This window comes from Streptomyces sp. NPDC088246, assembly GCF_044741025.1.
Taxonomy (GTDB): domain Bacteria; phylum Actinomycetota; class Actinomycetes; order Streptomycetales; family Streptomycetaceae; genus Streptomyces.
Map to the genome: position 1 here is coordinate 71,905 of NZ_JBIURV010000003.1, position 12,185 is coordinate 84,089.

Below are 12,185 nucleotides of genomic sequence, written 5' to 3' on the forward strand. Positions count from 1 at the left end.
CCCCTCGACGCTACGCGCCCGCCCTCGGCGTCATGCTGAGCGCGGGCGTGTACCGGTGCACGCCTCCGCCGATCACCCCCGGGTACGACTGCACCCGCTCCCACTGCGGCGTCCTCGACCCGACCCCGTCACCGGGCCCGGCCAGCGCGTCGGCATGGGCCTGCGCGCTCTGCCATTCGGCGTAATTGAGTACCCGCGTTCCGTCGGTGCTCACATGGAAGTGTCCGGAGATGCCGCCGGGGGCGGGCTCCGGATCGGTCTCCAACGCCTCGAACACGGTGTCCACCCAGTCCCGCTGCCGCGCCTTGTCCGCCCCCTCGAACTCGACGTCGACGATCACGACGCACCCCGGCTCCCGCCCGTCCCCCTCCCGCAGCAGCGCGGAACGGTACAGCTCAAGGGTGTGCAGCCCGAGCCGCTGGATGCCCGGCACGGCGGTGTCGATGTCCGCGTTGCGCTCGTCCCGGCCGTGCCGGAAGAAGTCCTGATACGCCTGCTCCCCACTCCACTGGGTGTAGTGGAACAGCGCCTTCCCGTCCTCACCGACATGGACGGTGTACGAGAGCAGCCCCGGATGCGGCCACTCACGGCTGTCCCACGCCCTGCGAATGGCCTCGACCGTCTGCCGCTGCCGCTCGGGGGTGCCGACATCCCAGGTGCTCGCCTTGACCAGTCCGACGTCATTACGGGCAAGATCGGGACGGGATTCGAATTGCACACTCATGACGGGTCCTCCTGAATGGTGCACCCATGTGGTGCGCCGCTGCCGACCACACTGGTACGTCAAGTGCGCTTGAGGTCAACAACACTCCCCGTTGACGCCGTCAGGCCACCGACAGGACAACGAACGGAGTACCGCATGAAGCTGCGCCTCAAGACGATCACCCGGGAGGAACATCTGGCGTTCGTCGCGAGCCGGCCCGCCGTGAGCCATATGCAGGTTCCGTCGTGGGGCGATGTGAAGCCCGACTGGCGCGCGGAGAGCATCGGCTGGTTCGGCCGGGACGTCACCGGCCCGGAACGGATCGTCGGTGCCGGGCTCGTCCTCTACCGGCCGATCCCCCGGGTGAGACGCTATCTGGCCTATCTGCCGGAAGGCCCCGTCATCGACTGGCACGATGCCGGTCCGAGCCGGTGGCTGGATCCGATGCTGGCGCATCTGAAGGCGCAGGGTGCGTTCTCGGTACGCATGGGCCCACCGGTGGTCGCCCGGCGCTGGGACGCCGGGACCGTCAAGGACGCCATCGCCGACCCGGCCACCGGACGGCTGCGCGACGTGGAGGCGGATGTGAACGAGCCGCAGGCCGCCGCGCTCGTGGAACAGCTGCGCCGACTGGGCTGGCAGCAGGGCGAGGAGGGCGGCGAGGACGGTTTCAGTGCCGGACAGCCCCGGTACGTCTTCCAGGTACCGTTCGCCGGGCAGTCGCTGGAGGAGATCCGGAGCAATCTGAACCAGCAGTGGCGGCGCAACATCAAGAAGGCGGAGAAGGCGGGCGTCAAGGTCGTCGAGGGAGGCTACGAGGACCTTCCGGCCTTCTACGAGCTGTACCGCGAGACGGCCGAGCGCGACCGCTTCGTCCCCCGCCCGCTCGTCTACTTCCAGCGCATGTGGACCGCGCTGCGGACCGAGGACCCCGACCGGATGCGGCTCTATCTCGCCCATCACGACGGCGAAACGCTCGCCGCGGCGACGATGCTGACCGTCGGGAACCACGTCTGGTACTCCTACGGCGCCTCGACCAGCCGCAAGCGCGAGGTCCAGCCGAACAACGCCATCCAGTGGCGCATGATGAGCGACGCGCACGAGAGGGGCGCGGCCGTCTACGACCTGCGCGGCATCACCGACACCCTGGACGAGAGCAACCACCTCCTGGGCCTGCTGCGTTTCAAGGTCGGCACCGGCGGCCGGGCAGCCGAATACATCGGCGAGTGGGACTACCCGATCAACAAGGTGCTCCACAAGGCCTTCGCCCTCTACATGGCGCGCCGCTGACCTCGCCGGCTCCGAAGAGCGTCGAGCGCCGCCGTTCGCCCTCGGCATGACCGCTTGCCGCCTCCGGGCGGCAGCGGGAACGGTGGGGAGGTGCTCTCCATGGCGCACCTCACTCGGTCGTGGTCAAGCTCGCTCTCCGATTCCCTTTTCGCCGGCTATTAGCGGGGCGGTTCGGTCCGCCAGGCGGTCATGTTCAGCTCGTCGAGCAGCCGTACGTCGCTTCCCTCCAGCGGGAAGGTGCGCGCTTCCAGGCCGGGGGCCGGTGCGATCTCCAGCGCGTCGCCCTCGATGAGGTCGCCGCCGGTCGGGGTGGAGACCCAGGCGAGGAGCGATCGCATCGTCTGTCCCGGCTTCAGCATGACCTCCTTCGGCCCCGGGTCGCTCCCCATGTAGGAGGAGCCCGGATTCACTGGGACCGGCAGCGGGTCACCGGCGTCGTCCAGGGCCCGGACGGACGGATACCCGTCGACGCGGTACGGCTTGCTGCCGCAGTTGGTGAGGGTGAGGCCGACGGCCCGGTGGCCCAGCGCGGCCTGCACCTCGCCCATGTCGACGACCACCCCGGAGGACGGGCAGTCGGCACTGCCGACGCCCGCGGTGGGCGTGGGGGCGGGCCCCTGCGCCGACGGAGGCGACGGCCGGTCGGGGAGCGCGGCGGAGATGCCGGGAAACGGTGACGGCAGCTTGTCCGCGTGCACCCCGTACGAGGCGCTCGGTGTGGGCTCCGGCTCACCCTCGCCCGCCGGCACGAGAAATCCGGCGCATCCCGAGAGCGACAGGCCCAGCGCCCCGGCCATGAGCACGGCCGCCGTCGGCCTCCGTCTCCCGGCCCTCGCCCGTTTCAGTCCCCGCATGCTCATGACCCCGCCCCCGTGTCGGTCTGCCGCACAGGCGCTCGATCATGCCAGAGCGCCGAGCCCCCTCCCGGAATTGTTGAGCCTTTCTTCCCCTTCACCCCAAGGAGAACTAAGTGGACCTTCACGGTTCGGCCGGCCGACACTTCAGGGATGACAGCATCCGTAGCCCCCTTCGGCCGCGCGCTCTGCGCGATGATCACGCCGTTCACCGCTTCCGGCGCGTTGGACCAGGACGCCGCCCAGAAGCATGCCGCCTCTCTGGTCGCCGACGGCTGCGACGGTCTGGTGCTCAGCGGCACCACCGGCGAGTCCCCGACCACGACCGACGCCGAGAAGACCGCACTGCTGCGGGCGGTCAGGGCGGCGGTCGGCGACGGCGTGCCGATCGTCGCCGGGGTCGGCAGCTCGGACACCCGGCACACCGTGGCCCTCGCCCAGCAGGCCGAACAGGCGGGCGCGGACGGCCTGTTGGTGGTGACGCCCTACTACAGCCGACCACCGCAGGCCGCCGTCGAGGCGCACTTCCGTCGCGTCGCCGACGCGACCGGCCTTCCGCTGATGCTGTACGACATCCCCGGTCGCACCGGCACACGCGTCGAGCCGGAGACCCTGCTGAGGCTCGCGGAGCACCCGCGCATCGTGGCCGTGAAGGACTGCGCGTACGACCTGCTCGGCTCCACGAAGGTGATCGGCGCGACCTCGCTGGCGTACTACTCGGGCTGCGAGGAGCTGAATCTGCCGTTGTACGCGGTGGGCGCGGCGGGCTATGTCAGCACGGTCGCCAATGTCGCGCCCCGGCAGCTGAGGGCGGTCCTGGACGCCTTCGACGCCGGGGACACCGCGGGGGCCGCCCGGCTCAACCGGCTGACCGTCCCGCTCACCGAACTGATGATGGCGTCCGGACTGCCCGGCACGGTCACGGCGAAGGCGCTGCTCGACGCCGGACCGGTCCGGGAACCGCTGCAGCCCGCCGGGCGCGAGGCGGCCGACGGGCTGCGGAGGGCATACGAGGAACTCCTCGCCGCTACGGGCTAGTTGTGGCTGTGCAGGATTTCGTTGAGGCCGTCCCAGACCGCGTTGTTCGGGCGGGCCTCGACGGCGCCGGTGACCGAGTTGCGGCGGAAGAGGATGTTCGAGGCGCCGGACAGCTCACGGGCCTTGACGATCTGGCCGTCCGGCAGCGTGATGCGGCTGCCGGCCGTGATGTAGAGCCCGGCCTCGACGACGCACTCGTCGCCGAGTGCGATCCCGACACCGGCCTCGGCGCCGATCAGGCAGCGCTCGCCGATGACGATGCGCTCCTTGCCGCCGCCGGAGAGGGTACCCATGGTGGAGGCGCCGCCGCCGATGTCGGAGCCATTGCCGACGACGACACCGGCGGAGATCCGGCCCTCGACCATCGACGTGCCGAGGGTGCCCGCGTTGAAGTTGACGAAGCCCTCGTGCATGACGGTGGTACCGGAGGCGAGGTGCGCGCCGAGCCTGACCCGGTCGGCGTCGGCGATCCGGACGCCCTTCGGCGCGACGTAGTCCGTCATCCGGGGGAACTTGTCGACCGAGGTGACCTGGAGGTGCAGGCCCTCGGCGCGGGCGTTCAGCCGCACCTTCTCCACGTCGTCGACGGCGACCGGGCCGAGCGAGGTCCAGGCGACGTTGGTGAGGAGGCCGAAGAGGCCGTCCAGGTTCTGACCGTGCGGCTGGACGAGGCGGTGCGAGAGAAGGTGCAGGCGCAGGTACGCGTCGTGTGCGTCGAGCGGCTTGTCGTCGAGCGAGGCGATGACCGTACGTACGGCAACGATCTCGACACCGCGGCGGGCGTCCACACCGATGGCCTTGGCGGCGCCCTCACCGAGAAGGTTGACGGCCTGGTCGGGGGTGAGCCGTTCGGTTCCGGCCGGGCCGGGCTCTGCGGTGAGCTCGGGGGCGGGGAACCAGGTGTCGAGAACGGAACCGTCGCCGGCGATGGTGGCGAGGCCGGCGGCGACGGCGCCGGTGGTGCGAGCAGGAGTCGTGTCGGTCATGACACGAACCTAACCGGCGAGGCACCGCCGGAGCCAACCGGTCTCGCCGGGTGGTCGCGCGCGGCCCCCGGGGCCCACGACCAGGGTCAGCCGGGCTGCGCCTGCCGTTCGGGTGCCGGTGCGGGTGCCTCCTCGCGCACCGGCCCGCGCAGCCGCCGCACCGCCAGCACCGCCGCCCCCGCACCCCCCGCCAGCACCGCGCAGGCCGGCCAGAGCAGACCCGGCGCGGCGGCGTAGAGAGCGCCGCCGATCGGCGGCGCCAGCACCTGGCCGCTGATGGAGGCACCCGCGTACAGGCTCTGGAAGCGACCCTGCGCATGGGCGGGAGCCTGATCGGCGACGTACGCCGTCGCGGTGGTCTTGTAGAGGATCTCGCCCGCGGTCAGTGACGCCATCATGGTGACGGCGAACAGCGCCCCGGCCCCCGGGATCAGCACCGCGTATCCCAGCCCCACGAGCAGCAGCCCGCTGCCCACGATGCTCAGCGGCGCGCGCCGGCGCAGCGCGTGCGCCGCGGGGAGTTCCAGCAGCAGGATGAGGCCGCCGTTGACGGAGAGCAGCCAGCCGTAGAACTGGGCGCTGTGGCCGTGCTCGGACAGGAAGACGGGCAGCGTCGAGTACTGCTGCCGGTAGACGAGGTCGACGCAGAGGATCGCGGCGAGCAGGACCAGCACGGCGGGCCTGGCCCTCAGCTCCCGCCAGAGTCCGGGTGCACCGGGCTCACGCACCGGCCGGCTGTGCGCGGTGCCGTGCGCCGGAAGCACCGTCGACGCGTATCCGGCGAAGAGCAGCGTCCCGAGGCCGTCGGCGACGAACAGCCAGTCGTACGAGAAGTGGGCGGCGATCAGCGCCCCGAGCGGCGGGCCGACGGCGAACGCCGCGTTGCTCCCGGCCCGCACGAGGGCGAAGCTCTGGCGCCGGCCGCCCTCGGGGACGGAGACGGCGACGAGTGCGGCGTTGGCTGCGCGTACGACACCTGCCGCGTACTGTGCGAGCGGCAGCACGCCGTACATCGCCGCGACCGGCAGGACCGGCAGGGTGGCGAGCGCCGCCCCGCTCACCAGCGAGCCGGTCAGGAGCATCCGGCGGTGGCCGTAGTGGTCGCCGAACCAGCCGCCGGTGAAGTTCCCCGCAACCAGGCCGATGCCGCCGACACCCGCGATCACTCCGGCCTGCGGGACGGTCAGTCCGCGCGGGCCGGTCAGATAGATGAAGAGATAGACGAAGGTGAAGCTGACGACTCCGTTGAGAAAGGAACCGAAGGCCAGCAGCCGTACCGTGCGCGGTACGTCCCGCACGATCCCGAAGAACCTCATTCGCAGCACCCTCCCCAGTGAGTTTCTCTTGGGAACGGACTATGACATCATGCTTTCCTGCGGGTCAATCAGGTAAGAGACGACCCCGGGAGACCGACGGAGGAGGAGCCCATGCCCCAGCGCACCAGCCTGGCCGACGCCGACTGCGCGATCGCCCAGGCGCTCGATGTCGTCGGTGACTGGTGGACCCTGCTGATCGTGCGGGACACGGCGCGCGGGGTGCACCGCTTCGACGCGCTCCAGGAAGAGCTGGGCGTGTCCCGCAAGGTGCTGACCGAGCGGTTGCGGCTGCTGGTCGACGCGGGAGTGCTGTCCCGGGAGCCGTACCAGGACCGGCCGCCCCGGTACGAGTACCGGCTCACCAGGCGTGGACGCGCACTGCTGCCCGTACTGATCGCGCTCCAGGACTGGGGCGACACCTGGGTGATGGGAGACGGGGAGATGATGGCGACGGCCACGGAGGCATCGAACGAGGCGGCCCGGGTGCACACCCTGGTGGGCACGCGCCTGCCCGAGCTGCAACTGCTGGACTACGACGGCGTGTTGCGCGACCCCGTCGCCGACACCCCGTACACCGTCCTGTACTGCTTCCCCAGCGCCTACGCCCGCCGGGACGCCTATCCGCCGGACTGGTCCGAGATCCCGGGGGCGAGCGGCTGCACCCTCGAATCCTGTACGTATCGCGACCAGTTGGCCGAGTTCACGGCGGCGGGCGCGACCGTGCACGGGGTGTCCACCCAACGCCCGGACGAGCAGCGGGCGTTCGCGGACGCGGAGCGGCTGCGTTTCCCGCTGCTGTCCGACGCGGAACTGGAGCTGACGGCGGCGCTGCGACTGCCGACGTTCCGTGCGGCGGGGACCAGCCGGCTGAAGCGGCTGACGATCGTGGTGGACCGGGACCGGACGATCCGCGAGGCGTTGTACCCGATCACGGACATCGAGGCGAGCGTGCAGGCGGCGCTGACGGCGATCCGAAGGGCAAGCCCGGCCGGCGAGTGAGGGGCACTTGAGGCCGGAGCGGCCCGGAAGCCGGGCCACCCCGGCGCTCGAGAACAGAGCGGCCCGGAAACCGAAGCCGTCGGGCTTGAGGGCGGAGCCATCAGCCGGCGACGCGCCCCAGCATCTCCCGCGCGTACGCCTCGTCGTACTCCCCGCCGGTGAGCAGCACCTGCAGACAGATCCCGTCCATGAGCGCGATCAGCGCCCTCGCCGTGGCCGGATCGGTCCGCCGGGACAGCAACTCGGCCGTGCCGTCGGTCCATTCGGCGGCGACGGGCCGCAACGCGGGCCTGCGAAGGGCTGCGAGGTACAGCTCGTACTCCAGCTCGGCCCGCCCGCGCCCACCGGAGAAGTACTCCCCCAGCAGCCCGGCCAGCTCCCCGGCGAGGTCGGCAGCCGGGTCTGTCAGGGCCCCGCACTCCCGCATGAGCTCGGCGAAGTTCTCGTTCGACCGGCGCAGCGCCGCGATCAACAGCTCGTCCAGCGAGGCGAAGTGATATGTCGTCGAGCCGAGCGGCACATCTGCCTCGGCCGCGACGGAGCGGTGGCTGAGCCCGGCGATACCCTTGGCGCCGACCACCCGGATCGCGGCATCGATGATGCGGCCGCGCCGCTCGGGGTCGTAACGGCGTGTCATCAGTGGGCCCCTCCCAGATTCAGCACCACCACTCCGGCGATGACCAGCACTATGCCCGCCAGCTTGACCGGATTGCCGGACTCCCCCATGAAGAGGATGCCGATGGCGGCGACCGCGGCGGTCCCGATTCCGGCCCAGATGGCATAGGCGGTGCCCATCGACAGCGTCTTCAACGTCTGGGCGAGCAGCGTGAAGGCTATGAGATAGCCCGCGACGGTGATGAGCGAGGGCCAGAGCCGGGTGAAGCCCTCGCTGTATTTCATGGCCGTCGTGCCGGCCACTTCCGCCGCGATCGCCGCGGCGAGCAGTCCATATCCCATGTGTACGAGTGTACGCATCGCTGCTCGCGCGATGGTACGGCAGCTTTGCGCCATCCGGGACGCTACGGTGTCCCGACCAGCACACAGGACGACAACACAACGGAGCAGCAGTGGCGCAGGACGCAGGGTGGGGCGGCGGTCCGCCGTACGGCGGAGCACCGTACGGCGGAGCACCGTACGGCGGAGCACCGTACGGAGGGCCACCGGGATGGGGCGGCTGGATGCCGCCGCCGAAGCCCGGAGTGATACCGCTGGCACCCCTGAAGCTCGGGGACATACTCGGCGGCGCCTTCAGCACGATGGGGCGCTACTGGAAGCAGCTGTTCGGCATCGGTGCGGCCGTGTACGGCGGGGCGCTGGTCGTCGCGGGGGCGGCGGCCCTGATCGCGTACTCCACGGTCAGTGCCCATCTGCACCGGGTCATCTCGCTCAGCGCCGAGCAGGAGCCGTCGCCGAAGGACCTCGCACCGGTACTGATCGCCTTCGGCGCCTTCTGGCTGGTCGCCATGGTCGCACTCACGATCAGCACAGCCATGATGTACGCGGCCGTTCCCGCAGTCCTGCAGGAGGCCGTACTGGGCAGGCCGACGACCTTCTCCGTCATCTGGCGCCGGGCCTGGGCCCGCATCCCGGCGTTGATCGGAACGGTGATCCTGACGGCCCTGATCGTGGTGATCCCGGTGGTGCTGGCGATGATCGGCTTCCTCGCCCTCATGATCGGCGCGATCGCACTGACGGACGGGCCCGGCGCCGCGGTGTGGGCCTCGCTCGGCTTCCTGGGCGCCCTGGCCACCGCGCCTCTGGCAGCCTGGCTCTGGGTGAAATTCAGCCTGGCCCCCTCGGCCGTGGTCTTCGAGGGGCAGCGCCCTGTGGCAGCACTGCGCCGCTCGTCGCAGCTGGTGCGCGGCGACTGGTGGCGGATCTTCGGGATCAGCCTGCTGGCCTTCGGCATGGCGGCCGTGGCGAACTACTTCATCCAGATCCCGTTCTCGTTCCTCGGCATGTTCTCCGGCGTCATCGGCGGCTCGACCCTGGCCGACGACCCGAACCCCGCGGCGATCGCCCTCGCCATGAGCGGCTATGTGGTGATCATCTTGCTGGGACAGCTGATCGGTCAGCTCGTCTCGGCAACGTTCCCGCAGCTGGTGACCGGACTCCTCTACGTCGACCGGCGCATGCGTACGGAGAACCTGGGCCCGGTCCTCGCCGAGGCGGCGGCCGTACCGCCGCAGTACGGCCCTTAGGGCCCCTCAGTCGATGAGCGAGTTCTTCGGGGTGAGCACACAGAACTCGTTCCCCTCGGGATCCGCCAGCAGCACCCAGCTCACATCCGCGCCCTGCCCGATCTCGACCCGGCGTGCCCCGAGCCCGATGATGCGCTCGACCTCGACGGCCTGGTCATCGGGGGCGAGGTCGATGTGCAGCCGGTTCTTGACCGTCTTCTTCTCCGGCACGGGGACGAAGGTGATACCGGGAACCGCGGACTTGTCGGCGCCGATGACGATTTCGTCGTCGGCCTCGAAGAGCACCTTCCAGTCGAGCACTTGGCACCAGAAGCGGGCGAGCGACGGAAGATCGTGGGTGTCGACGACGATGCTGTAAAAGGAAACGGCCATGCCCGCCAGTCTGCCTGGCGGGCATGGCCGTTCGCCACATCAATTCGCGAAGCCACCCGTTGCGTCAGCCGCCGACGGTGAACCAGACGGCCCGGGACTTCTTCCACTCGGCGTGGTCGAGGTCCTTCGCCTCCGTGCCGTCCCCGTACAGATCGGCCGATCCCGCGTCCGTGATCAGCTGCGCCCGGGCGCCCGGAACCGTCAGGTCCGGAACGTCGACGACGGCCTCCCAGCCGCCCGGGTCGGTGGTCGGCAGATCGGCCCGCTTGACCGGCGCGTGTGCGGCGACACCGTCCCATGTGTAGAGGGCGTACGGGTCGGAGTTGTCGTCGGCCGCCCAGGAACCGGCCACGATCAGATACTGATCGGCGGCGTTCTTGCGGATGTCCCGGATGCTGAGCCCGCCTAGGTCCAGCTCGATCGGCGTACCGATGACCGCCTTCGCCCCGCTGCCGGCCACCTGGTCGAAGTTGGTGACAGGCACGATCAGGGCCTTGCCCCCTTCCTTCGGCGGCACGAGAGGCGCCCGGAAGCCGAGGTACGCGGTGGTCGTCGAGCCGGGCGCGAACTCCAGGCCCTCGATGTTGAACCCGTCGATCTGCTTGGGTGCTTCACCGTCCGCCGTACCCGCGGCGAAGCCGTACCGGTTGCCGTGCGCCTTGTCCCAGGCGACGAGGTCGTCCCGGAGCTTCTTGTACGAGCCGCCGACCGTCAGCCGGGTGGCGGAGCCCGACCCGGTCACCGTCGTGGTGAAGACGGTGTTGCGGTCGGACTTGTACTCGCCGTTCTTGTTGTTGCCGAGCGAACCGGTCCAGTAGATGGTGTTCCCGACCCGGGCCGCGCCCTCGATGTCGATCTCCTTGTCCGCCCCGAGCGCCGAGCCGACGTCCCAGCTCCGCATGGGCGCACCGGATGCCGAACGGCTGTACAGCCGAAGCGTGTTGGACTCGTCGTCGGCCACGACCGCGTACCCGCCGCCGACATCGACGGCGGCCGAGGCGTCCGAGGACCCGGTGAGGTAGCGCGTGTCCGCGGAGTTCTGCACGGCGGCGGACGCTGCGTAGTGCAGCGTCCTGGTGGCGGTCTTGCCGCCGAGCCCGGTGACCTTGATCGTGAGGTCCGTGTAGCCGCGCGCGTGCGCGGCGACCGTGAGCTGCCGGGTGGCGCCGGTCCCCGTCACGGTCACATCACCGGTTCCGGCGACGGACGACTTGGAGCTGGCGGACGCCGCCACACCGAGCGCGGTGACATCGGCGCCGCTCTGCGCGACGCTGACGGTGACCACGGGATCACCGGTCGCACCGACGGCACCGGAGAGGTAGGAGACCGAGAGCCCGATTGTCGGCGTTCCGTAACTCGCAGCGTGCGCGGGGGTGTTGACCCCAAAAGCGGCCAGCACGAGAACACCGCCGGCGGCGGCGGCCGCCCGGCGGTTCTGGAGCGAAAGCTGATGCAGCACAGCGTGCCTCTCGTCGGCGTGATGTCGAGGAGCAGGTTGCGTCTCCCGCACCAACGGCAAAGACACATCATGCGTACAGCAGACGAACAACGCCGAACGGCCCCCGACAGAAGCCGGGGGCCGTTCGGCGGTGCAGACGAATCAGACGTTGAAGCCGAGCGCGCGCAGCTGCTCGCGCCCGTCGTCCGTGATCTTGTCCGGGCCCCACGGCGGCATCCAGACCCAGTTGATCCGCAGCTCGCTGACGATGCCGTCGGTCGCGGACTTCGCCTGGTCCTCGATGACATCGGTCAGCGGGCAGGCCGCGGACGTCAGGGTCATGTCGAGGGTGGCGATGTTGGCGTCATCGATATGGATGCCGTAGATCAGGCCCAGGTTGACGACGTCGATGCCCAGCTCGGGGTCGACGACGTCGTACAGGGCCTCGCGGACCTCCTCCTCGGAGGCCGGCTTGGTCGTCAGGCCCTCGTCGGGTGTCACCGTGTTCTCGCTCATGCCGTCTTCCCTTCGGACAGCGCTTTCGCCGTCGCGTCCTTCCACGCCATCCAGCTCAGTAGCGCGCACTTGACCCGGGCCGGGTACTTCGAGACACCGGCGAACGCGACCGCGTCCTCCAGCACCTCCTCCATCGCGTCGTCCGGCTCCAGCTGGCCCTTCGACTGCATCAGTTCCAGGAAGGTCTCCTGGATCTTCTGCGCCTCGCCCAGCTCCTTGCCGACCAACAGGTCGTTCAGCACGGATGCGCTGGCCTGGCTGATGGAGCAGCCCTGACCCTCGTACGACACATCGACGATGGTCTCGCCGTCGTACTTCACCCGGAGAGTGATCTCGTCGCCGCACGTCGGGTTGACGTGGTGCACCTCGGCGTCGCCGTCCCGCAGGCCGCGCCCGTGGGGGTGCTTGTAGTGGTCCAGGATCACTTCCTGGTACATGGAATCAAGCTTCACCAGTCAACCCTCAGCCGCTC

The 12,185-nt window shown here is 70.0% G+C and carries 14 protein-coding genes; 4 read left to right on the forward strand and 10 right to left on the reverse strand.

Annotated features, from left to right (window positions below):
- Positions 1 to 10 precede the first annotated feature (10 nt).
- Positions 11 to 724, reverse strand: coding sequence for an antibiotic biosynthesis monooxygenase (locus tag ACIPEK_RS05465; protein WP_401990978.1), 714 nt, complete (start codon positions 722 to 724; stop codon positions 11 to 13).
- Between the two features lie 135 nt (positions 725 to 859).
- Here ACIPEK_RS05465 and ACIPEK_RS05470 point away from each other — a divergent pair, with 135 nt between their 5' ends.
- Positions 860 to 1,993 (forward strand): lipid II:glycine glycyltransferase FemX, encoded by a 1,134-nt coding sequence (locus ACIPEK_RS05470; RefSeq protein WP_401990981.1) that lies wholly within the window; start codon positions 860 to 862, stop codon positions 1,991 to 1,993.
- Positions 1,994 to 2,151: 158 nt separating this feature from the next.
- Here the strand turns inward: ACIPEK_RS05470 and ACIPEK_RS05475 are convergent, their stop codons facing one another.
- Positions 2,152 to 2,790, reverse strand: coding sequence for a DUF4232 domain-containing protein (locus ACIPEK_RS05475; RefSeq protein WP_401991824.1), 639 nt, complete (start codon positions 2,788 to 2,790; stop codon positions 2,152 to 2,154).
- Between the two features lie 210 nt (positions 2,791 to 3,000).
- Here ACIPEK_RS05475 and dapA point away from each other — a divergent pair, with 210 nt between their 5' ends.
- The gene (gene dapA, locus ACIPEK_RS05480) at positions 3,001 to 3,885 is read left to right on the forward strand and encodes a 4-hydroxy-tetrahydrodipicolinate synthase (RefSeq protein ID WP_383067790.1); all 885 of its coding nucleotides are present in this window, start codon (positions 3,001 to 3,003) and stop codon (positions 3,883 to 3,885) included.
- On the opposite strand, the gene dapD is transcribed toward dapA, so the two are convergent.
- The gene (gene dapD / locus ACIPEK_RS05485; protein WP_383067788.1) at positions 3,882 to 4,871 is read right to left on the reverse strand and encodes a 2,3,4,5-tetrahydropyridine-2,6-dicarboxylate N-succinyltransferase; all 990 of its coding nucleotides are present in this window, start codon (positions 4,869 to 4,871) and stop codon (positions 3,882 to 3,884) included. The two genes, dapA and dapD, sit on opposite strands and share 4 nt — an antisense overlap.
- An 86-nt stretch (positions 4,872 to 4,957) precedes the next feature.
- Positions 4,958 to 6,187, reverse strand: a complete 1,230-nt coding sequence (locus tag ACIPEK_RS05490) for an MFS transporter (RefSeq protein ID WP_401990985.1) — start codon at positions 6,185 to 6,187, stop codon at positions 4,958 to 4,960.
- A 111-nt stretch (positions 6,188 to 6,298) separates the two neighbouring features.
- Between ACIPEK_RS05490 and ACIPEK_RS05495 the strand changes: the two genes are divergently transcribed.
- Positions 6,299 to 7,186 (forward strand): winged helix-turn-helix transcriptional regulator, encoded by an 888-nt coding sequence (locus ACIPEK_RS05495; protein WP_401990988.1) that lies wholly within the window; start codon positions 6,299 to 6,301, stop codon positions 7,184 to 7,186.
- A gap of 100 nt (positions 7,187 to 7,286) precedes the next feature.
- On the opposite strand, the gene ACIPEK_RS05500 is transcribed toward ACIPEK_RS05495, so the two are convergent.
- On the reverse strand, positions 7,287 to 7,823 hold the full coding sequence (locus ACIPEK_RS05500) for a TetR family transcriptional regulator (protein ID WP_327275869.1): 537 nt from the start codon (positions 7,821 to 7,823) through the stop codon (positions 7,287 to 7,289).
- Positions 7,823 to 8,143 (reverse strand): DMT family transporter, encoded by a 321-nt coding sequence (locus ACIPEK_RS05505; RefSeq protein ID WP_383067782.1) that lies wholly within the window; start codon positions 8,141 to 8,143, stop codon positions 7,823 to 7,825. The genes ACIPEK_RS05500 and ACIPEK_RS05505 overlap by 1 nt, the downstream gene beginning before the upstream one ends.
- Positions 8,144 to 8,253: 110 nt before the next feature.
- Between ACIPEK_RS05505 and ACIPEK_RS05510 the strand changes: the two genes are divergently transcribed.
- Positions 8,254 to 9,387, forward strand: coding sequence for a hypothetical protein (locus tag ACIPEK_RS05510; protein ID WP_401990992.1), 1,134 nt, complete (start codon positions 8,254 to 8,256; stop codon positions 9,385 to 9,387).
- A 6-nt stretch (positions 9,388 to 9,393) separates the two neighbouring features.
- Here the strand turns inward: ACIPEK_RS05510 and ACIPEK_RS05515 are convergent, their stop codons facing one another.
- The 4 genes from ACIPEK_RS05515 to sufU form a co-directional block, all read right to left on the reverse strand.
- A complete protein-coding gene (locus ACIPEK_RS05515) occupies positions 9,394 to 9,759 on the reverse strand; it encodes a VOC family protein (RefSeq protein ID WP_327275867.1) in 366 nt (121 codons plus the stop codon).
- A gap of 64 nt (positions 9,760 to 9,823) precedes the next feature.
- Positions 9,824 to 11,218, reverse strand: a complete 1,395-nt coding sequence (locus tag ACIPEK_RS05520) for a hypothetical protein (protein ID WP_401990995.1) — start codon at positions 11,216 to 11,218, stop codon at positions 9,824 to 9,826.
- Positions 11,219 to 11,359: 141 nt separating this feature from the next.
- Positions 11,360 to 11,713, reverse strand: coding sequence for a metal-sulfur cluster assembly factor (locus ACIPEK_RS05525; protein ID WP_093899505.1), 354 nt, complete (start codon positions 11,711 to 11,713; stop codon positions 11,360 to 11,362).
- Positions 11,710 to 12,165, reverse strand: coding sequence for a Fe-S cluster assembly sulfur transfer protein SufU (sufU, locus tag ACIPEK_RS05530; RefSeq protein ID WP_093899506.1), 456 nt, complete (start codon positions 12,163 to 12,165; stop codon positions 11,710 to 11,712). Before sufU ends, ACIPEK_RS05525 begins: the two co-directional genes overlap by 4 nt.
- Between the last annotated feature and the right edge of the window lie 20 nt (positions 12,166 to 12,185).

Excerpts from the sequence above, each read along its gene's own strand:
- ACIPEK_RS05465 (WP_401990978.1), bottom strand. The coding sequence starts at position 724 with ATGAGTGTGCAATTCGAATCCCGTCCCGATCTTGCCCGTAATGACGTC.
- ACIPEK_RS05470 (WP_401990981.1), top strand. The coding sequence starts at position 860 with ATGAAGCTGCGCCTCAAGACGATCACCCGGGAGGAACATCTGGCGTTC.
- ACIPEK_RS05475 (WP_401991824.1), bottom strand. The coding sequence starts at position 2,790 with ATGGCCGGGGCGCTGGGCCTGTCGCTCTCGGGATGCGCCGGATTTCTC.
- dapA (WP_383067790.1), top strand. The coding sequence starts at position 3,001 with ATGACAGCATCCGTAGCCCCCTTCGGCCGCGCGCTCTGCGCGATGATC.
- dapD (WP_383067788.1), bottom strand. The coding sequence starts at position 4,871 with ATGACCGACACGACTCCTGCTCGCACCACCGGCGCCGTCGCCGCCGGC.
- ACIPEK_RS05490 (WP_401990985.1), bottom strand. The coding sequence starts at position 6,187 with ATGAGGTTCTTCGGGATCGTGCGGGACGTACCGCGCACGGTACGGCTG.
- ACIPEK_RS05495 (WP_401990988.1), top strand. The coding sequence starts at position 6,299 with ATGCCCCAGCGCACCAGCCTGGCCGACGCCGACTGCGCGATCGCCCAG.
- ACIPEK_RS05500 (WP_327275869.1), bottom strand. The coding sequence starts at position 7,823 with ATGACACGCCGTTACGACCCCGAGCGGCGCGGCCGCATCATCGATGCC.
- ACIPEK_RS05505 (WP_383067782.1), bottom strand. The coding sequence starts at position 8,143 with ATGGGATATGGACTGCTCGCCGCGGCGATCGCGGCGGAAGTGGCCGGC.
- ACIPEK_RS05515 (WP_327275867.1), bottom strand. The coding sequence starts at position 9,759 with ATGGCCGTTTCCTTTTACAGCATCGTCGTCGACACCCACGATCTTCCG.
- ACIPEK_RS05525 (WP_093899505.1), bottom strand. The coding sequence starts at position 11,713 with ATGAGCGAGAACACGGTGACACCCGACGAGGGCCTGACGACCAAGCCG.